The sequence below is a fragment of the Ruegeria sp. BH8 genome (genome assembly GCF_056538065.1).
In genome coordinates this window covers 22,744-43,321 of the sequence record NZ_JBQFSP010000001.1, presented here as the reverse complement: position 1 = coordinate 43,321, position 20,578 = coordinate 22,744, and the positions used below count along the sequence as shown (strand labels likewise).

The window sequence follows — 20,578 nt, the reverse complement described above, 5'->3', positions numbered from 1 at the left end:
GCAAGATAATCGCCAAGGGGGGGGAACCGCGTGCGCGCATTGCTGCAAAGAGTTTCGCAAGCCAAAGTATCGGTCGATGGCAATGTCATTGGCGCATCCGGTCCGGGGCTTTTGATTCTTGTCTGCGCCATGCAGGGGGACGATGAAGCCCAGGCTGAAAAACTGGCCCGGAAAACCGCCAGACTCAGGATTTTCAAGGACGATGCGGGCAAGATGAACCGCTCGCTTCTGGATGTAAAAGGGTCAGCCTTGGTGATCAGCCAGTTTACATTGGCGGCAGATACAACAAGCGGTAACAGGCCGGGGTTTTCAACTGCAGCACCGCCCGAACTTGGCGAGCATCTGTATAATACCTTCGCAAACTACCTTGCTGCGCAAGGTGTAGCGGTGGAAACTGGACAATTCGGGGCCGACATGGCCGTTGAACTTGTCAACGACGGACCGGTCACAATCTGGGTGGAGACTTGATGGATACTGAAAAGCAAGCCGTTCAACTTTGGCGCGCCGGGGTTGAGGCCGTTGACGGATACACCGCCACCGAGGCCGCCCTGCACGACATCCCGAAACCGGACCGTATTCTGGCCGTAGGCAAGCCCGCCGCCGCCATGGCACGGGCGGCGTTGGCGCGGTTCGGCACGATTCCCACGCTTGTTGTGACCAAGGACGATCACGGCCGTGACTTGCCGGACACTGTCGAGGTGATCGAAGCCTCGCACCCGGTTCCGGACAACCGCAGCCTTGCAGGCGGGCGCGCTCTGCGTGCTGCGCTGGAGCAGATGGAACCCGGATCACATGTGCTGCTTCTGGTGTCGGGTGGCGCGTCTTCGTTGGCCGAGGACCTTTTGCCCGGAAAATCGCTGAGCGATCTTGAAGCGTTGAACCGCAAGTTACTGTCAGAGGGAATGGACATCGGCGCTATGAACGCTGAGCGGCGCAAACTGTCCCGCATCAAAGGCGGGGGGTTGCTGTCGCACTTTGCGGGCGCGCGCGCGACCGTTCTGGCCATCTCGGACGTACCGGGCGACGACCTCAATGTCATTGGATCGGGTGTCGGCGCTTTGCCTTCCAGCCACACATTTGAGGCCGTCACGCGGATCGTGGCCTCGAACGCCCATGCCCGCAGTGCGGTTGTACAAGCCGCCGAAGCGGCTGGGCTAAAGGTTTGGGCCGATGAAGAGGCGCTGCATGACGACTATCTGAAGGTTGCCGCACATCTCGGCCAACTGCTGCGCGGCATGGAAAAGGGCGTGATGGTCTTCGGCGGAGAGCCGACAGTGGTCTTGCCCGATCACCCTGGGCGCGGTGGGCGAAACCAGGCGCTGGCACTTGCACTGGCACAGGAGATTGCCGGGCAGCCAAACCTTACAGTTGTTGTCGGCGGCACGGACGGCACAGACGGGCCGACCAATGCGGCAGGGGGAATCATTACCGGCGCAACATGGAGCGAAAGCGGGATAACCGCCCTTCGAAATGCTGACAGCGGATCGTTTCTGGAAAAAGCCCAAGCCTTGCTGACAACCGGGCCAACCGGCACCAATGTCATGGACCTGGTTGTCGCAATACGTGGATGAATTGACGCATATCGCACCGCGCCGTACCGCAAAGGCTCGGAAACTGGCCTGAAACAGAATTGTATCATAGTATTCTTGTGGAAAGGGCATCGCGCCAAACAAGGTTACTTGCGCTTCGGCCTTCGGCATCTAGGAGAAATACCCTTGCCCGGTCCGCCGAAATAAGCCAACGTTGACTCATGCGTCAACAAAAACCCGAAAAGGGTTAAAACCACTCGATAGGGAGAATAATCGATGAACGAACAAATCACGCATATGGCCGGTCAGGTCACAGCCGGAAAAATGACCCGCCGCGAATTCATGGGGAAAGCCGCGGCTCTGGGTGTTTCGGCTGCGATGGCCAGCACAATGTTCGCGGACGCCGCTCGGGCTGCTGGGCCGAAAAAGGGCGGTGATTTGAAATTTGGTCTTCAGGGTGGTGAATCCACTAACTCTCTGGACCCAGCGACCTACGCAAGCTCGGTTCCCTTCCAGAACGGCAAACAGTTTGGTGACCAGCTTGTTGAAGTTGCACCAGACGGCTCGATCGAGCCGCGTCTGGCGGAAAGCGTTGAAGGCAGCGCCGACGCTAAGGTTTGGACTTTCAAGCTGCGTCAGGGTGTCGAATTCCACAACGGCAAGACTATGACCAGCGAAGACGTGCTGAAAACCATGCAGCGCCACTCGAACGAAGACTCCAAGTCCGGTGCCCTGGGCATCATGAAGGGCATTGAGTCAATGAAAGCTGACGGCGACAACTTCCAGGTCACCCTGACCGAGCCAAACGCCGACCTGCCCTATCTGATGGCCGATTACCACCTGATCATTCAGCCTGATGGCGGTATGGATAATCCGGGGGCAGGTATCGGGACTGGACCGTACAAATTGGAAGTTGACGAACCCGGTGTGCGTCACTTGTTTACAAAGAACGAAAACCACTGGAACAGCGATTACGGCAATTTCGACAGTGTCGAAGTCATCGTCATCAACGACGCAACTGCGCGTACCGCTGCCCTGCAATCCGGACAGGTCCACGCGGTCAACCGCGTGGAACCCAAAGTTGCCGACCTGTTGGGCCGCGCACCCAACCTGACCGTACATTCTACCGCTGGTCGCGGTCACTATGTCTTCATCATGCATTGCGACACGGCACCGTTTGATAACAATGAACTGCGCACCGCGCTGAAATACGCCATCAATCGGGCTGACCTGGTAGACAAGGTTCTGCGAGGCTACGGTTCGATCGGTAATGATATGCCGATCAACGCGGCCTACCCACTGTTTGACGAAACAATCGAGCAGCGCGAGTTCAGTGTCGAAAAGGCGGCCGAGCACTACAAAAAGTCTGGCCATGATGGCTCGCCGATTATCCTGCGTGTTGCAGATGGTGCCTTCCCAGGTGCTGTCGACGCCGCAGCTCTGTTCCAGCAGACGGCCGCTCAGGCTGGTATCCCGCTGGAAATCAAACGTGAGCCCAACGATGGCTACTGGTCCGAAGTCTGGAACGTCCAGCCCTTCTGTGCGTCGTACTGGGGTGGTCGCCCTGTACAAGACCAGATGTATACTACCGCTTACCTGTCAACTGCGGATTGGAACGACACTCGTTTCAAAGTTCAGGCCTTTGACGATCTGTTGTTTTCGGCGCGTGCAGAACTGGATGCAGAAAAGCGCAAAGGCATCTATAGCCAGATGGGCCGTATGGTCCGCGACGAAGGCGGCTTGATTTGCCCGATGTTCAACAACTTTGTTGAAGGCGTCAGTAATCAGCTGGATGGTTGGGAATCAGACCCGAACCAAGAGATGATGAACGGCAACATGTCCCGCAAAATGTGGTTCGTCTAAAACGGGCCACGGATCATGCATCCTATCATCAAACTGGTTTCCCAGCGCCTTGCGCTGGGACTCCTATTGCTGTTTGGCGCTTCGGCTCTGATTTTTGGCCTGACCGAAGCCCTTCCCGGAGACGCAGCGCAAGCCGTCCTGGGGCAGTCCGCAACCCCAGAGGCCCTTGCAAACCTTCGCGAAGAAATGGGCCTGAACCGGCCTGCCCTGACCCGCTATTTCGAATGGCTGGGCGGTATCGTTCAGGGTGATCTGGGTCAGTCCCTGACCAACAAGCTCGACATTGCTGAAAGCATTGGCAAACGGTTGGGCAACACATTGTTTCTGGCATGCGCCGCGGCCGTGGTTTCGGTTCCCCTTGCCATCTTTCTGGGCCTGCTGGCAGTCCGCTACCGCAACCGCTGGCCAGACAAGCTGATCTCTGCCATCACATTGACAACGGTTTCGATCCCCGAATTTCTGATCGGTTATGTGGTGATCTACTATGTCTCGGTAAAGCTGGGCTGGTTTTCCTCGCTTGCGATGATCAATGACTCGATGTCATTTGGGCAAAAACTCAATGCGATCGCGTTGCCCGCATTCGTGCTAACACTGGTGGTTCTGGCGCAGATGATGCGCATGACCCGCGCAGCGATCCTCAACCTGATGCAGTCGGCCTATATCGAAACGGCGGAACTAAAGGGGTTGTCGAACTTTCAGGTCATTGCGCGACATGCCTTTCCGAACGCGATCTCACCCATTGTAAACGTGGTGATGCTAAACCTGGCCTATCTGGTTGTGGGTGTTGTCGTAGTCGAAGTGGTGTTCGTTTATCCCGGCATGGGACAATACCTGGTGGACTCGGTGACCAAGCGTGACGTGCCGGTCGTGCTGGCGTGTGGTGTGGTCTTTGCCGCCGTCTATATCGGGCTGAACATGGTGGCCGATATCGTATCGATCCTGGCCAACCCAAGACTGAGGCATCCGAAATGATGAAGAATATTCCAATTTCGGCGATGATCGGTCTGTTTTTCACAGGTCTCTATTTCTTTGTCGCCTTGGCCGCACCTTTGATTGCACCATACGGTATGGCCGAAGTGGTTGGCGATGTGTGGGAGCCATCAAGCGCCGAACACCTGTTGGGCACCGACAATATCGGTCGGGATCTACTGACACGCATGATCTATGGCGGGCGCACCACCATCTTCATTGCTGCTGCGGCTACGATCCTCAGCTTTGTAACCGGCACGTCGCTGGGTTTGCTGGCTGCGGTTCTGGGCGGTTGGGCCGATCAGGTGCTCAGCCGGGCAGTTGATCTGGTCATGTCGATCCCGACGCTGATCCTGGCGCTGGTCATTCTGGCCATCGTCCCGGTGACGGTTCCGATCCTGATCCTGGTGATGGGGCTTCTGGACGCGACCCGCCCGTATCGCCTGTCGCGGTCGGTTGCTGTCGACATCAACGTGATGGATTATGTCGAGGCGGCCAAATTGCGCGGCGAGGGCCGTGCCTGGATCATCTTCCGCGAAATCCTGCCAAACGCCCTGTCACCGCTAGTGGCCGAGTTTGGGCTGCGGTTCATCTTTATGGTTCTCTTCATCTCGACCCTTTCGTTTCTGGGGCTGGGCGTTCAGCCACCGCTGGCCGACTGGGGCGGCATCGTGAAGGAAAACAAGGACGGCATCGTGTATGGCATTGGCGCAGCGCTCTACCCCGCCGTGGCCATCGCGACGCTCGCGATTTCGGTCAACCTTGTGGCTGACTGGATCCTGAACCGAACCACATCGCTGAAAGGAGGTCGGGGATGAGTGATACCCTTCTCAAGGTCCGTGACCTCAAGATCGGTGCGACCGTTTACCCACCGGGTGAGAAACCCCATGACATCGAAATCGTGCACGGGGTCAGTTTTGACCTCGAACGCGGCAAGGTGCTGGGGCTGATCGGAGAATCCGGTGCCGGGAAATCCACCATCGGCCTCGCTTCCATGGCCTATGGCCGGGGTGGTGTTGAAATCACCGGCGGCGAGGTTTGGGTAAATGGGCGCGATATCCTGAAATCATCCCATGGCGATATCCGCAATCTGCGCGGGGGTGAGGTTGCGTATGTGTCGCAATCCGCTGCCGCGTCGTTCAATCCGGCCAAGAAGATCATGGATCAGGTTGTAGAAGCTGCGGTCGAGCACAAGAAGTTTTCGCGAAAAGAGGCCGAAGGCCGCGCGCGGGAACTGTTCGCCAAACTAGGTCTACCCGACCCGGATAATATCGGTGACCGCTACCCGCACCAGGTTTCAGGCGGACAGTTGCAGCGATGCATGACGGCGCTGGCGCTGTGCCCTGAACCCGATCTGGTGGTGTTCGATGAACCCACCACGGCGCTGGATGTGACCACGCAGATCGACGTGCTGATGGCGATCAAAGAAGCCATTCGCGATACCGGTGTTGCTGCTCTTTACATCACGCACGACCTTGCGGTCGTGGCGCAGGTCAGCGACGAAATCATGGTTCTGCGGATGGGAAATACGGTTGAATACGGGTCAACCGATCAGATCATCAACAACCCGCAGGAAGAGTACACGCAAGCTCTGGTCTCGGTCCGTTCGATCGAGCACGAAGAAAAACAGCCCACAGCGGAACCACTGTTGAGCGTTGACGGTATCACCGCACGTTACAAGGGGTTGAATTTCGACGTGCTGCACAACGTCAATGTCGAGCTTCATCCGGGGCAGACGCTGGCAGTTGTGGGCGAATCCGGTTCTGGTAAGTCGACACTCGCCCGGGTGATCACCGGCCTGTTGCCGCCGCGCGATGGCGAGATTACGTTTGCCGGACGCAAACTTTCGCCTGATCTTGCCGGACGATCCCGCGAGGACCTGCGCGAGTTGCAGATGATCTATCAGATGGCTGACGTGGCAATGAACCCGCGCCAGACCGTCGGCACGATCATCGGGCGCCCGCTGGAGTTCTACTTCAACATGCGCGGTGCCGAAAAACGCAAACGGGTTGTCGAGTTGCTGGACGAGATCGAGTTGGGCGAGAAGTTCATCGACCGTTACCCAGCCGAGTTGTCCGGTGGCCAGAAGCAACGCGTGTGTATCGCGCGGTCTTTGGCGGCCAAGCCCAAGATGATCATCTGCGACGAGGTGACATCGGCACTCGACCCGCTTGTGGCGGACGGTATCCTCAAGCTGCTGCTGGATTTGCAGAAGATCGAGGATGTGGCCTACCTGTTTATCACCCACGATCTGGCGACGGTTCGGGCGATCAGCGACAGCATTGCGGTGATGTATCAGGGACGCGTGGCGCGCTATGGCCCAAAGAGCCAGGTGCTCAGCCCGCCATTCGACGACTATACAGACCTGCTGCTGAGCTCGGTGCCCGAGATGCATCTGGGTTGGCTGGAAGAGGTCGTTGCCCATCGCAAAATGGAAAGCGCGGGGAACTGATCTCTGCGCCTGTAACATCACTTTGAAGAAATGGATTCCCGGCGTTTTGCATCTTGGCTGACGTCGGGAATTTATTATTTGGGACGCGATTTGACAGGCGCGTGGTTTCAACTCGCGTATCGTCCCCATGAAATACTCAGATCAAAAGGCCGAACCATGGACCGTAAACTACTATTGATCATCCTTGACGGAGTACCATACCGGAATTTCCGCCGCCTGTTCGGCAACCTCGAAGGCTGGGTCGACAGCGGCGAAGCTCGGGTGTGGAAGCACCGCGCGGTGCTGCCTTCAACTTCGGCCAGTTGCTATTCATCGATCCATACGGGCGTAACCCCGCAAGAACACGGCTGCACCGGAAACGGCAACGTTTTTCGCCTGAGCCACAAGGATATCTTTAGCCAGGTACGTGAGGCCGGCGGCGTGACTGGGGCAGTAACGCACAGTTTTTGGTCGCAGTTCTTCAACCGTCACCCGTTCGACTATGTGCGGGACGTCGAATATGACGAGCCAGAGAGCCAGACCATCAATCACGGTCGCTTTCACAGCATGACCGGTTACGGCAAAGACAATCAGATGACCCCGTCCGACGTCGATCTATTTGCGACCCTGACCAATCTGTGTCTGCGCTTTGGGTTGGACTATGGAATCCTGCACACCTGCACACTGGACAGCATGGGTCACCGTTTCTATCACGACTGCGAGGAAATGGATCATGCCTGTTTTGTTGCAGACGAGATGCTGGCCCCGTTCATCCCACGCTGGCGCCAACTAGGGTATGAGGTGATCGTCACCGCCGATCACGGTCAGGACGAGCGCGGACACCACGGTGGGCGCAGCCCACTGCAACAGGAAACCGCGCTTTATTACTTCGGCGATGCCGACGGGCCTGACGCTGAAACCGTGATAGACCAGGTCCAATTGGCCCCGACCATTCTGAACCGTTTGGGTGCGCCCCTCGCAGAGACGATGAAGGCTAAGCCTTTCCTGAAGTAACTGGCTGGCGTCAGTCGTAGGGCCAGATTTCTTGCCCAAGCGCTTCGATTGCGATCGAAATCCGTTCGAAACTGTCTGCAGCGCGCATTACCGAGGTTCGCGCGCGCAGGTACCCATGGACAAGGCCAGGTTCGTTGATCCAATGGGCCAGACCACCAGCTGCGCTGATCCGCTCGCAATAGTCCTTCCCGTCATCACGGAGCGGATCACAATCAGCGGTAATCACAACAGTAGGCGGCAGTTCCGAGAAATCATTGTCCTGTAAGGGCGCGTAAGTCGGATCGCCCTGAGGCGGGGTACCTGCGTATCGGACGGTTTCGTAGAATTTAATATCGTCCAGTGTCAGTAAAGGAGCATGGGCGTGCTCAAGATATGAACCGCGCGATTGGTCTCCGCCAAAACCGGGGTAGATCAGCACCTGCCCCAGTATATTGTCCAGCCGCCCGCGCGCATGGTGGGCGATAGCTGCTGCCAGATTTCCACCTGCACTATCCCCGGCCAGAACAAGCGGGTCGCCATACTCAGCCGCCGCCCATTTCACAGCCGTCCAGCAATCCCGGAACTGCGCCGGATGCACATGTTCAGGGCACAGCCTGTAGTCAACTGAAACGACGCGGTATCCCGTTTGGGCACAGAACTCGGCACAGACATCATCATGGCTGTCCAGCCCGCCAACAACAAACCCGCCGCCGTGGAAATAGACGATCGTTCGGGTCGGTTGCCCGGATGTATAATGGCGGACCGGCACCCCATCGGCGAACAGGTCCTGAGTTTCGACACCGGCAGGGCGCGGTTGGCGAAATTTCTTGCACATCGCGTCATAGACGCGACGCTGGTCCTCGATGGACAAATCGACCGCATCATCGGGATAGCTTTCAGCCGTGCGGCGTATGAACGCCCAGGTTTCTTCGTCGATCAGGCGTTCATAGTCCATTGTTCCTCCAACTTATTCGGACCACTCCCAGGGCCGGGTATATGCGCCCAGGACTTTCGCGACATCGTCTTCCGAAGATCCGTTCGCGTCAAGCTGCGCGACAAGGCCACGCTTCTTATCGTCGATCACCAGAACAACCCGCGAAGCGAGGCCCGCAGCTTCAAGAGCGCCATTGTATATGCGGGTGATGGCCTGTTTGCGCAGGTCCGGCTTGAACACCTTGCCAACCGCAGTTTTCGGCAACTCGTCAAGAATGGTGATATGCTTGGGTTGCGCGGCACGCTCATGCACGTGAACCTTACAATATTCCAGCAGCTCACTTTCAGTGACCGACGCCCCATCGACCAATTCGACATAGGCGCAGGGCACTTCGCCCGAATGCGCGTCCGGCTGGCCGATCGCCCCCGCGAAGGCAACCGCATTGTGACCCAGGAGCGCCTCTTCGATTTCGGCAGGATCGATATTGTGACCACCGCGAATGATCAGGTCCTTGGCGCGACCAGTGATCCAAAGGTAGCCGTCTTCGTCAAACCGCCCCAGATCGCCCGTACGCAGGTATTTGTCAAAGTGATAAAGACCAATGTTCTTGTCGGCCTCAGTATACGTGTTGCCTGCGTACACACCGGGGTTCGAGATGCAGATCTCACCAATCTGATCAGTACCGCACTCTGTCGGCCCATCCGGCCCATCCAGCAGGATTTTGACATCCGTATAGGGGAACGGAATACCGATCGAACCGATCTTTTTCTCGCCATCCACGGGGTTGCATGAGACCAGACAGGTGGCCTCGGTCAAGCCGTAGCCTTCGACGATGGTGACGCCCGTCGCCTCTTCGAAGCGACGGAACAACTCCACCGGCAGTGGCGCTGAACCCGAAAAGGCGGTTTTCACGCTTGAGATGTCTGCATCCACCGGGCGTTGCATCTTGGCTGAAATCGCGGTTGGAACAGTGATGATAAAGCTCACCTTCCAGCGCTCGATCAGCTTCCAGAAATTGTCGAACACACCGTCACCGCGATAACCTGCAGGTGTCGGGAATATCACATGCGCACCTGACGAAACGGCGGCCATCACGATCACATGCACTGCAAAGACGTGGAACATCGGCAGCGGGCACATGATGACGTCATTCTCGTCAAACAACAGCGTGTTGCCCAGCCAGCCGTTGTAGATCAGGCCCGAGTATTTGTGTTGCGCCACCTTGGGCATCCCGGTGGTCCCACCGGTGTGGAAGAAACAAGCAACGCGATCATCCTTGCTGTCCTCGAATGTCAGCGTCGTTGGTTGCTTGGCAAGTTCCTTGTTGAAACTCTTGTAGTCCGCATGTGCCAGTTTTTCCTTTTCGCCCATCTTGGGGCGCAGGAAGGGAACCAGCCACGATTTGGGTGGCGTCAGGTACCGGTTCAGGTCAATTTCCAGAATGGTGTTGACCTTGGGCGCGTGGCGCACCGCCTCTTCCACCTTCTGGGCAACATCCGTTTTCGGGAAAGACTTTAGCGTAACAACCACTTTGGCGCCTGTCTCACGCAGGATCGCCGCAATCTGCTCGGGCTCCAGCAGCGGATTGATCGGGTTCACAATGCCCGCAACTGCACCGCCCATCATGGTAATCAGTGTTTCGTTACAGTTTGGCAGCACATAGGCCACCACGTCTTTTTCACCCACACCCAGCGAACGAAACAGGTTTGCCGCCTGATTGACCTTGCCCAGAAGTTCAGACCAGGTCAGGGTTTCGGCTTTGTCATTGGGGCCAGAAAAAAGCTGAAAACTGATGGCATTGTGGTTCGGGAACTTCCCCGCCGTGCGCGACAGGAGCTGATGGAAGGTGACAGGCAGATCCCGATCCTCCCACGACATTTCCTGTTCCATGCGCGTCTTGTCTTCCAATCCCACAAAGGCCATGTGGTTCCTCCCGTTTTTCTCCCGTGTTTTTGCACGAGCTTGTTGTTCGCAACCAAGATGGAAGCAAAACAACCCTCGCGCAAGCGAGGCCTTAGCCTTCAAAGGGGGTAAAATGTAGAATGACGCTACGGCGAATTCACAAATGCCCGCGCGTCACTCCTATTCTGCCGCAACGCCATCTGTGAACTGCAGTCGTGCAAGGCGCGCATATAGCCCATCTTGGGACACCAGATCATCATGGCTGCCCTGCGCCACGATACGGCCTTCTTCCAGCACGACAATACGGTCGGCTTTCTTTACAGTCGCCAATCTGTGCGCAACAATCAGGGTCGTGCGGCCGGCACGCATCTGATCCACTGCGCCCTGCACCGCACGTTCACTCTCCGCATCAAGAGCCGAGGTCGCCTCGTCCAGCAGCAGCACGGGTGCGTCGCGTAAAATGGCGCGGGCGATTGCGATACGCTGTTTTTGCCCACCCGACAGCATGACACCGCGTTCGCCGACAAAACTGTCATACCCATCGGGCAATACGGCAATGAAATCATGTGCGATGGCGGCACGGGCTGCGGCTTCTACTTCGGCATCCGTTGCGTCCAGACGACCGAAACGAATGTTTTCGCGGGCTGAGGCGGCAAAGATCACTGGATCCTGCGGCACCAATGACATGTACTTTCGGAAATCTGTGCGATCCAGTTCCCGCAGATCATGGCCATCCAACATCACCCGGCCCGAATTTGGGTCATAGAACCGTTGAATCAATTGAATGATCGTCGTCTTGCCCGCCCCTGACGGTCCGACAAAGGCAACGGTCTCGCCCGGGTTTACCTGAAGCGACAAGTGATCCAGCGCGATTGTATCGGGGCGCGCTGGATAGCGAAAACTGACATCTTCGAACCGGATTTCGCCCCGGACGTCCTTTGGCAAAGGAGCGGGTTTGGCCGGGTCCGAAACCGTATCTTCGGCATTCAGCAACTCAACAAGTCGCTCGGTGGCTCCGGCGGCGCGCTGAAGCTCGCTCCAAATCTCGGACAAGGCCGCGACTGAACCCGCCATTATAATCGAGTAGATCACGAATTGAATCAGAACGCCCTCGGTCATCACACCGTTGCGTACGTCATTTGCACCCATCCACAGAACGCCAACGATGCCTGAAAATACCAGAAATATCACAATCACCGTCAGCACCGCACGCGTCTGAATCCGACGCAGCGAAACGGTGTAGGACATCTCGGTCATCTCATCGAATTGCTGGCGGCTGGCCTGTTCGTGGGTAAAGGCCTGCACGGTCTGCACCGCCCCCAATGCCTCGCCCGCGTTTCCGGATGACGCAGCGATCCAATCCTGGTTTTCACGGCTGATAACGCGCAAACGCCGACCCAGAATCAATATCGGCACCACCACCACGGGGATAAGCAGCAAGACAAGCCCGGTCAGCTTGGCCGAGGTCAACAGCATCAGAACCAGCCCGCCGATAAACATCAGCATATTGCGCAGCGCGATGGAAACGGATGAGCCAAGAACCGATTGGATGAGTGTCGTGTCGGTGGTGATCCTGCTCAACACTTCACCGGTCATGATGCGTTCGTAGAATTCGGGGCTCATGCCGATCACACGATCAAATACAGCCTTGCGGATGTCAGCAACCACACGTTCCCCCAACCGTGTGACCAACGCATATCTGATGCCGGTTCCCGCAGCCAGAACAGCGGCAATGCCCAACGCTGCCAAAAAGTACCAGTCCAGCAATTCACCGTCCTGAATGCGGAAATTGTCGACAACGCGTCGCACGGCCAATGGCAGGGTCAGCGTCATGCTGGCTGTCAGGATCAGCGCCAGTGTCGCCCCGATCATCAATAGCCTGTAGGGTTTCATGAAAGGCCAGAGCGACCGCAGCACCCCGATCTTCCTTGAGCGGGCCCGCTCTTCGCTAGCGCCAGGAGCCGCTGATTGTGCTGGTTTATTGGCGGTCTGTCTTGCCATGTCCGGCCCTTGTGTATTGAACGCTACAAAGTGAACGCTTTCTTGGCCCCAGCCGCCGTTCCGGTCAAGCATTCCTGCCAGAAACAGCCAACCATAAGGGCCATTTGACGCAGAAATCAGTGGGGATTGGAGCGGGTAGACGGAATCGAACCGACATAGCCTGCTTGGAAGGCAGGGGCTTTACCATTAAGCTATACCCGCAAATGGTTTGCGCTGGTTAAGTCATGCGCCGGGGCGCGTCAAGCGGGAAGTGTGAAAATTCGCGCGACCAAAACCGTGATATTTCCCGGTGGATGTACGGCCTTCAATCGTGACTGCGGAATATCCGCGTCGAGGAGAAAAACCGCTCAAGTTCCTCGATGCGTTCCTTGCTTTCTTCCCACCGTGCCTCTTGCACTTCAGCGATCAGGGTCTCCGATATCAGCTGTAGCGCTATTGTTGAATCCCAGCTGGATGGCGCCTCGACCAGTGCGTGAAAGGTGTAGTTGGCGGTCTTGCCTATCGGTGATCCCCATTGGTCGGTGAACAGGATAACCGTCACACCGCGGCTTGATGCGACCTGCGCCAATTTCTCGAGATAGGCCTCGTATCGGCGGATATCAAAAATCACCAGAACCGAGGTTTCATCCATATCAAGCAGGTACTGCGGCCAAACGTTTGCCGAATTGCCCAGCATCGTCACATTGGGTCGAATAATCTGCATGTGATTGAACAGATAGTCCGCATTTGAACGCGTGATACGCCCGCCCACGACGTAAAGATGGCGATCCGTATTTGCCAGAAGCTGGGCAACGGTGTCGAACATCTCTTTGTCCAGACGTTCCAGCGTGTGGCGCATATTTGTCCAAACAGCCTGCGCAAACCGCGTTGTGGGATGCTCCGCCGCGTCATCCACAACCCAGGCATCCCGTTTCGAGATCGGCTTTTTGATCTGTGCCGCCACCTCTTCTCGCAGGGCGTCCTGCAGGGCGGGAAAACCGTCGAAACCCAGCTTGCGTGCCATACGTATGACCGTCGGGGTCGAGACCTGCGCGGCAGCGGCCAGCTTGGTGATCGATTGCAAGCCGGTCATTGGATAATCCTGCAAAAGTACCGAGGCCAGCTGCCGTTCTGACCGTGTCAGATCGTCAAGCTCTTCCTGTATCCGCTGTTTGACAAGTTTCGCAACGGTGGCCATCGGCACCTTCATTTCTCAAATTTTTTACAGGATATGATTGTTTGTAATTTTGTCTACAGTAATTTTCTTGACAGGTCTGAGGTTGCTGTAACAAATGCTTCTTATGCACCACGATTCCGAGACACCAATGCTACTACCAACCGAAGCTCCAGCAGCCCGCGCGCAGAATGCCAACGGCCGGGCGCAGTGCGTTTTGGTATGCGAACATGCTAGCCGATTCATCCCAGCGTCATTGAACGGATTGGGCCTGACTGAGGACGCAGCATTGTCTCATGCAGCATGGGATATTGGCGCATTGGCGCTTTCGGTCGAACTGACGAAGGCCTTGGACGCGCCGCTGGTTCATTCCTGCATCAGCCGACTTGTTTACGACTGCAACCGCTCACCTGAACGTGCAGATGCAATGCCGCAGGTAAGCGAAGTGTTTTCCATCCCCGGCAACGAAAGCCTGACGGACGCTCAACGTGCCCAAAGGATCCGCGAGGTTTATGAGCCGTTCAAACAACTGTTGTCGTCTACTCTGGACGCACGGGAGCGGCCGCCTGTCGTAGTCACGATGCACAGCTTCACGCCCGTCTACAATGGAAAGACCCGATCAGTCGAACTGGGCATTCTTCATGACGAAGACGACAGGGCGGCCCAACTTATGCTGCGCTGTGCCAAGGGCTCGGGTCTGAAAGCCGCGTTGAACGAACCTTACTCTGCCACGGATGGCGTCACGCATACATTGCAGGAACATGCGATCAGTCGGGGGCTTCCGAATGTCATGGTCGAGGTTCGAAACGATCTCATCGACACTCCAACGGGAGTCGACCGCATTGCCGGGATCCTGACGCCGATCCTGCAAACGGTAATTGATGCGTATTCGCACACAGAGGCGAAACAATGAGAGTTGAGGTATCGAGATGAAGTTCTTGCGGGGCTACGTGGCGGTCATTGATCGAACGAACCGCTGGATCGGGCGCGTCGTCATGTACGGCATATTCGTCATGATGGGTATTCTGTTCTGGTCTTCGGTCTCGAAAACCTTTTTCGTACCGTCGCTCTGGACACTCGAGATGGCTCAGTTCGCCATGGTGGCCTACTATATGCTTGGTGGCCCTTATTCGATCCAGATGGGGTCAAACGTGCGAATGGACCTGCTTTATGGCGAATGGTCTCATCGCCGCAAGGCCTGGACGGATGCCTTCACAATCGTATTCCTGATCATTTATCTGCTCATCTTGCTGTGGGGTGGATGGGACAGCCTGATGTATTCTTTCCAATATGGCGGTGAGCGCAGCGCGACGATCTGGCGGCCCTACCTGTGGCCGGTCAAGCTGATCATGGTTATCGGTATCTTCCTGATGCTGCTGCAAGCCGTTTCCGAGTTGTTCAAGGATATCTTGCGCCTGTGCGGCGACGATATCCCGCGTGAGGTAATCTGATGTCATACGAGATGATTGCCTTGCTGATGTTCGCATCAATGATGCTTATGATGCTGACCGGCCAGCGCGTCTTTGGTGCAATCGGCTGTGTCGCTGTGGTTTCGGCCTTGTTCCTATGGGGGGATAGGGGCGGCTACGACTTGGGTTTTGCCGCTGCGATCAAAGTCATGAAGTGGTACCCGCTGCTGACACTGCCCATGTTCATCTTCATGGGATACATCCTTTCCGAAAGTCGGATCGCAGACGACCTTTACAAGATGTTCCATGTCTGGATGGGCGGCTTGTCCGGTGGTCTGGCTGTCGGAACCATCGGGCTGATGGTTCTGATCTCGGCAATGAACGGGCTGTCCGTTGCAGGAATGGCAATCGGCGCTACGATCGCCTTGCCGGAACTGCTGCGCCGGAACTATGACAAGCGCATGGTGACCGGCGTCATTCAGGCCGGATCATCCCTTGGGATTCTGGTGCCACCATCCGTTGTTCTGGTTCTTTATGCCATGATCGCGCGGCAACCCGTTGGCCAGCTATGGCTTGCCGGAGTGATACCCGGGCTGATGATGGCGGCCATGTTCATCATCTACATTGTCATCCGCTGCCGCATCAACCCGTCGCTCGGCCCGGTCCTGCCCGCGGAAGACCGCGACATTCCGTTGCGAGAAAAGCTGCTGCTGTTGCAAGCCGGATTGTTACCCTTGGGCATTTTCATGGTGATGATGGTCCCTTTTGTTAACGGCTGGACTTCGTTGGTGGAATCCTCCGCCATCGGCGCCACTACGGCCATGCTGGCTGCCTTTCTGAAAGGGCGGCTGACACGCACGGTTTTCGAGAATTCAATTCGGCACACCCTGGGCATCTCGTGTATGTTCATGTGGATCATTCTGGCGGCTCTGGCTTTTGGCGCTGTCTTCGACGGGTTGGGTGCGGTCAAGGCAATCGAAAGCCTGTTCACCGAAAAACTGGGTCTTTCCCCTTGGATGATCCTGGTTCTCATGCAGCTCAGCTTTATCCTGATGGGCACGTTTCTGGACGATACTGCCATGCTGGTTATCGTCGCGCCGCTTTACGTTCCGCTGGTGGGTGCGCTTGGCTTTGATCTTATCTGGTACGGCGTGCTTTATACGATCACCACGCAGATCGCTTATATGACGCCGCCATTCGGCTATAATCTGTTCCTGATGCGCGCGATGGCCCCGCCGGAAATATCGCTGCGCGATATCTACAGTTCGATCGTTCCTTTTGTTCTGGTGATGGTCTGCGCCTTGGCCATAATCATCATCTTTCCTGAAATCGCGCTTTGGCTGCCGAATTATGTCTATGGAAATTAAGTCACAAGACCCCGGCAAGGGGCGAAGTTCAGCAAGACTAAACAGAGGAGAAAGACAATGACTACAAGACGCAGATTTCTAAGTTCCGCCGGTCTGGCGGGGGCCGCCACATTGGCCTCTCCTGCGATCGTCAAAGCGCAATCCGCCATCAAGTGGCGGTTCCAGACCTATGCCGGTGGCGCATTGGGCGAACATGTGACCAAGCCAGCCATCGATTACATCAACGCCAATGCCAATGGCGAACTTGAGATCGAACTGTTCTATGCGGACCAGATCGTTCCGACAGGTGAACTGTTCCAGGCCCTGCAACGCGGCACGATTGACGGTGTGCATTCAGACGACGATTCCATGGCTTCGCCTACTCCGCTGCGTCAGTTCGGTGGTTATTTCCCCTTCGCCACCAAGCATATTCTGGACGTTCCGGTGCTGTTCAACCAGTACGGTCTGGCTGATATCTGGCGCTCGGAATATGAGAAGGTTGGCGTGACGTGGCTGTCGGCAGCGGGTCAGGACCCCTGCAACTTCAACACCAAAAAGGAAATCAAGAGCCTTGGCGACCTGGATGGGCTGAAGCTCTATACCTTCCCGACGGCCGGGCGTTTCCTGGCCAAGTTTGGTGTTGTGCCGGTCAATATCCCTTACGAAGACGCGGAAGTGGCGGTACAAACCGGTGAGTTGGACGGAATGGCCTGGTCGGGCATCACTGAAGATTACACTGTTGGCTGGGCCAATGTGACCGACTATTTCCTGACCAACAACATCTCAGGCGCGTGGATCGGATCCTGGTTTGCAAACCAGGAACGCTGGGCCGAGTTGCCTGACCACCTGAAATCGGTTGTGATGGCAGGTGTCGAAGCAGGCCACACCTATCGTAACCAGTGGTATTGGGGCGGCGAAGCGGCCTTACGCGCGAATGGCGACAAACTGCAGTTGCGACAGGTTCCGGCGGCAGAATGGAAAGAAGTGGAAAATGCCGCTATCGAATTCTGGGACGAGGTCGCACAGGAAGGCGAAATTCACCAGAAGATCGTTGGCATCTTCCGTGAGTACAACTCGGTCATCAACCAGGCCGGCGCTCCTTACACTTTCGATTGATATCAAAACAGGGGCGCTGTCATGCGGCGCCCCTACTCAACGCATGAGGTTTGTTTCATGACCGCAACTCTGACTTTCGAAACCCTGAAATCGCTTGTCGCAGACGGCGCGATCGACACTGTATTGGTTTGCATGGTTGACATGCAGGGTCGGTTGATGGGCAAGCGTTTTCATGCAGGTCATTTTGTGGCTGGCGCGTGGGAAGAGACCCATTGCTGTAATTACCTGCTGGCCACGGATCTCGAGATGGCGACGCCGGATGGGTATGCCTCGACCAGTTGGGAGCGGGGTTATGGCGACTATGTGATGAAGCCAGACCTGAGCACATTGCGCCCGGTGCCCTGGCTGGAGGGCACCGCGATGGTGATGTGCGATATGCTGGATCACCACACCCATGAGGAAGTGCCACATGCGCCGCGCTCGATCCTGAAAAAGCAGGTGAACCGCCTGAAGGCGATGGGGTATGAGGCGATGTGCGCCACCGAGCTGGAATTCTTCCTGTTCGCGAAAAGCTTTGATGCGATCCGCAATGAAGGGTTCCGCGATCTGGAGCCGATCTCGGGGTATAACGAAGACTATCACATTCTGCAGACCACCAAGGAAGAGCATGTGATGCGCCCGATCCGGAACCACCTGTGGGATGCGGGTATTCCGGTCGAGAACACCAAAGGTGAAGCCGAGGCCGGACAGGAAGAACTGAATATCAAATACGCGCCTGCGATGGACACGGCAGAGTATCACTCGATCGCCAAGAACGCGGTGAAAGAGATCGCCTGGCAGCAGGGTCATGCGGCGACCTTCCTGCCGAAATGGCATCATGAAAGGGTTGGCAGCTCGTCGCATGTGCATCAGTCGCTCTGGGCGGATGGCAAACCTGCCTTCTATGATGCCGGGGATGAACTGGGCATGTCGGCGCTGATGAAAAGCTATATGGCCGGTCTGCTGAAATACGCTGCCGATTACACGTATTTCATGGCGCCGTACATCAACAGCTACAAGCGGTTCATGAAGGGCACCTTTGCGCCGACGCGGATCATCTGGTCGGTAGACAACCGTACGGCTGGGTACCGCCTGTGCGGGGATGGAACCAAGGCGATACGGGTCGAGTGCCGTATTCCGGGATCGGACATGAACCCTTATCTGGCGATTGCAGGGATGCTGGCGGCCGGGATCGCGGGGATCGAAGAAGGGCTGGAGTTGCAGCCGCCGACCAAAGGCGATGTCTATCAGGGAGAGACGGGAAAGATCCCGGGTACTTTGAAGGATGCACGCAACGCTTTGCACGGGTCACAGATGCTGCGCGCGGCCATGGGCGATGACGTTGTCGATCACTATACCCGCGCGGCTGAGGTCGAAATCGAGGAATTCGAACGCGTGGTAACCGATTGGGAAATTGCCCGCGGGTTTGAGCGGGCTTGAGATGGAGGAAGCGAGGGGCCGGCCCCTCGCGCACCCCGGGATATTTATGGCCAGATGAAGCAGGGATCCTGCTCTCTTTAGAGATGGAGTGACTATGGGGCAGATGTTGCAATGTGTCTCGCCGATCGATGGATCGGTATTTGCCGAACGAGAAGTACTGTCTCGGGATGCTGCGTTTGAAATTGCTGACCGTGCGCGGGCGGCGCAGGCCGGATGGGCAGCGCGTCCGTTGCAGGAGCGGATTGATCTGGTGATGACGGGCGTCGCGGCTGTCGGCGCGATGAATGATGAGATCGTTCCGGAACTCGCGCATATGATGGGCCGCCCGGTGCGCTATGGCGGCGAGTTTGGTGGCTTCAACGAACGTGCCAGCCATATGGCAAAGATCGCCGAGACGTCACTGGCCGATATTGCCGTGGGCGAGGATGAAACCTTCAAACGCTATATCAAACGTATTCCGCATGGGGTGGTCTTTGTAGTTGCCCCTTGGAACTATCCTTACATGACGGCGATCAACACGGTGGCCCCCGCTTTGATCGCGGGCAACACGGTTGTTCTGAAGCACGCAACCCAGACTTTGTTGGTTGGTGAGCGGATGGCGCAGGCGTTCCATTCGGCGGGGGTGCCCGAAGACGTGTTCCAGAACGTGCTCCTCAGCCACGACGTGACCAATGACCTAATCGCGGGTAACGCGTTCGATTTTGTGAACTTCACCGGTTCGGTCGGTGGCGGTCAGGCCATGGAGCGTGCGGCGGCGGGGACCTTTACGGGCGTGGGCACCGAACTGGGCGGCAAGGATCCGGGTTATGTCATGGACGACGCCGATCTGGACGCGGCGGTCGATACGTTGATCGACGGCGCGATGTTCAATTCGGGCCAGTGTTGCTGTGGGATCGAGCGGATTTACGTTCACGAAAGCCTGTATGATGACTTTGTCGCCAAGGCCGTTGAGATCGTGAAAGGCTACAAACTGGGCAATCCGCTGGACGCCGAAACAACTATTGGTCCGATGGCCAATGTGCGTTTCGCTGACGAGGTGCGCGCGCAGATTGCCGAAGCGGTTGAGGCCGGTGCGGTCGCGCATATTGAAGCCTTCCCCGAGGATGACGGCGGCGCATATCTCACGCCACAGATCCTGACCAATGTCACCCATGATATGCGGGTGATGCGGGACGAAAGCTTTGGCCCGGTGGTGGGCATCATGAAAGTGTCCTCGGATGCCGAGGCCATCGCGCTGATGAATGACAGCGAATTTGGCCTGACTGCCAGCCTTTGGACCCGCGATGTGGACCGAGCGGCGCGTGTGGGCGACCAGATCGAGACCGGCACCGTCTTTATGAACCGGGCCGACTATCTGGATCCTGGGCTGTGCTGGACCGGTTGCAAGAATACCGGACGCGGCGGTGGTCTTTCGGTCATCGGCTATCACAATCTCACCCGTCCAAAATCCTACCACCTGAAGAAGGTCACGGGCTAAGGACGACGGCCTGCTCGGGGCTGACCCCCTCACCCG

General features: G+C 56.9%; 17 protein-coding genes and 1 tRNA gene. 13 read left to right on the top strand and 5 right to left on the bottom strand.

What is annotated here, in order from left to right; translation table 11 throughout:
• The first annotated feature begins 30 nt into the window (after positions 1 to 30).
• From dtd to ACR0AD_RS00165, 7 genes are all read left to right on the top strand, one after another.
• The gene (dtd, locus tag ACR0AD_RS00195; RefSeq protein WP_480475727.1) at positions 31 to 468 is read left to right on the top strand and encodes a D-aminoacyl-tRNA deacylase; all 438 of its coding nucleotides are present in this window, start codon (positions 31 to 33) and stop codon (positions 466 to 468) included.
• Entirely contained in the window at positions 468 to 1,571 is a 1,104-nt protein-coding gene (locus tag ACR0AD_RS00190; protein WP_480482035.1) for a glycerate kinase type-2 family protein, read from the top strand. The genes dtd and ACR0AD_RS00190 overlap by 1 nt, the downstream gene beginning before the upstream one ends.
• 234 nt (positions 1,572 to 1,805) lie before the next feature.
• Entirely contained in the window at positions 1,806 to 3,392 is a 1,587-nt protein-coding gene (locus ACR0AD_RS00185; RefSeq protein ID WP_480482037.1) for an ABC transporter substrate-binding protein, read from the top strand.
• Positions 3,393 to 3,407: 15 nt separating this feature from the next.
• Entirely contained in the window at positions 3,408 to 4,364 is a 957-nt protein-coding gene (locus ACR0AD_RS00180) for an ABC transporter permease (protein ID WP_209504642.1), read from the top strand.
• Complete coding sequence (locus tag ACR0AD_RS00175; RefSeq protein ID WP_209504928.1) at positions 4,364 to 5,179, top strand: ABC transporter permease; 816 nt, start codon at positions 4,364 to 4,366, stop codon at positions 5,177 to 5,179. The genes ACR0AD_RS00180 and ACR0AD_RS00175 overlap by 1 nt, the downstream gene beginning before the upstream one ends.
• Entirely contained in the window at positions 5,176 to 6,813 is a 1,638-nt protein-coding gene (locus ACR0AD_RS00170; RefSeq protein WP_480486416.1) for an ABC transporter ATP-binding protein, read from the top strand. Before ACR0AD_RS00175 ends, ACR0AD_RS00170 begins: the two co-directional genes overlap by 4 nt.
• Positions 6,814 to 6,969: 156 nt before the next feature.
• Positions 6,970 to 7,806, top strand: a complete 837-nt coding sequence (locus tag ACR0AD_RS00165) for an alkaline phosphatase family protein (RefSeq protein ID WP_480486417.1) — start codon at positions 6,970 to 6,972, stop codon at positions 7,804 to 7,806.
• A 10-nt stretch (positions 7,807 to 7,816) separates the two neighbouring features.
• On the opposite strand, the gene ACR0AD_RS00160 is transcribed toward ACR0AD_RS00165, so the two are convergent.
• The 5 genes from ACR0AD_RS00160 to ACR0AD_RS00140 form a co-directional block, all read right to left on the bottom strand.
• Complete coding sequence (locus ACR0AD_RS00160) at positions 7,817 to 8,740, bottom strand: alpha/beta hydrolase (RefSeq protein ID WP_480486418.1); 924 nt, start codon at positions 8,738 to 8,740, stop codon at positions 7,817 to 7,819.
• Positions 8,741 to 8,752: 12 nt separating this feature from the next.
• A complete protein-coding gene (locus tag ACR0AD_RS00155; RefSeq protein WP_480486420.1) occupies positions 8,753 to 10,642 on the bottom strand; it encodes an acyl-CoA synthetase in 1,890 nt (629 codons plus the stop codon).
• A 159-nt stretch (positions 10,643 to 10,801) separates the two neighbouring features.
• Positions 10,802 to 12,622, bottom strand: coding sequence for an ABC transporter transmembrane domain-containing protein (locus ACR0AD_RS00150; protein ID WP_480486422.1), 1,821 nt, complete (start codon positions 12,620 to 12,622; stop codon positions 10,802 to 10,804).
• 127 nt (positions 12,623 to 12,749) lie between these two features.
• Positions 12,750 to 12,823: transfer RNA gene (locus tag ACR0AD_RS00145), tRNA-Gly, on the bottom strand.
• Positions 12,824 to 12,926: 103 nt separating this feature from the next.
• Positions 12,927 to 13,799: a MurR/RpiR family transcriptional regulator gene (locus ACR0AD_RS00140; protein ID WP_480482048.1), complete on the bottom strand. Its 873-nt coding sequence runs from the start codon at positions 13,797 to 13,799 to the stop codon at positions 12,927 to 12,929.
• A gap of 94 nt (positions 13,800 to 13,893) precedes the next feature.
• Between ACR0AD_RS00140 and ACR0AD_RS00135 the strand changes: the two genes are divergently transcribed.
• The 6 genes from ACR0AD_RS00135 (at position 13,894) to ACR0AD_RS00110 (ending at position 20,542) form a co-directional block, all read left to right on the top strand.
• Positions 13,894 to 14,688 (top strand): N-formylglutamate amidohydrolase, encoded by a 795-nt coding sequence (locus tag ACR0AD_RS00135; RefSeq protein WP_480492630.1) that lies wholly within the window; start codon positions 13,894 to 13,896, stop codon positions 14,686 to 14,688.
• 16 nt (positions 14,689 to 14,704) lie between these two features.
• Complete coding sequence (locus ACR0AD_RS00130) at positions 14,705 to 15,226, top strand: TRAP transporter small permease subunit (protein WP_480486424.1); 522 nt, start codon at positions 14,705 to 14,707, stop codon at positions 15,224 to 15,226.
• The gene (locus ACR0AD_RS00125) at positions 15,226 to 16,551 is read left to right on the top strand and encodes a TRAP transporter large permease (protein WP_267367377.1); all 1,326 of its coding nucleotides are present in this window, start codon (positions 15,226 to 15,228) and stop codon (positions 16,549 to 16,551) included. The genes ACR0AD_RS00130 and ACR0AD_RS00125 overlap by 1 nt, the downstream gene beginning before the upstream one ends.
• 57 nt (positions 16,552 to 16,608) lie before the next feature.
• Positions 16,609 to 17,646, top strand: coding sequence for a TRAP transporter substrate-binding protein (locus ACR0AD_RS00120; protein ID WP_209504652.1), 1,038 nt, complete (start codon positions 16,609 to 16,611; stop codon positions 17,644 to 17,646).
• Positions 17,647 to 17,703: 57 nt separating this feature from the next.
• Positions 17,704 to 19,065 (top strand): glutamine synthetase family protein, encoded by a 1,362-nt coding sequence (locus ACR0AD_RS00115; RefSeq protein WP_480486426.1) that lies wholly within the window; start codon positions 17,704 to 17,706, stop codon positions 19,063 to 19,065.
• A gap of 94 nt (positions 19,066 to 19,159) precedes the next feature.
• Entirely contained in the window at positions 19,160 to 20,542 is a 1,383-nt protein-coding gene (locus ACR0AD_RS00110) for an aldehyde dehydrogenase family protein (protein ID WP_480486427.1), read from the top strand.
• Positions 20,543 to 20,578 lie beyond the last annotated feature (36 nt).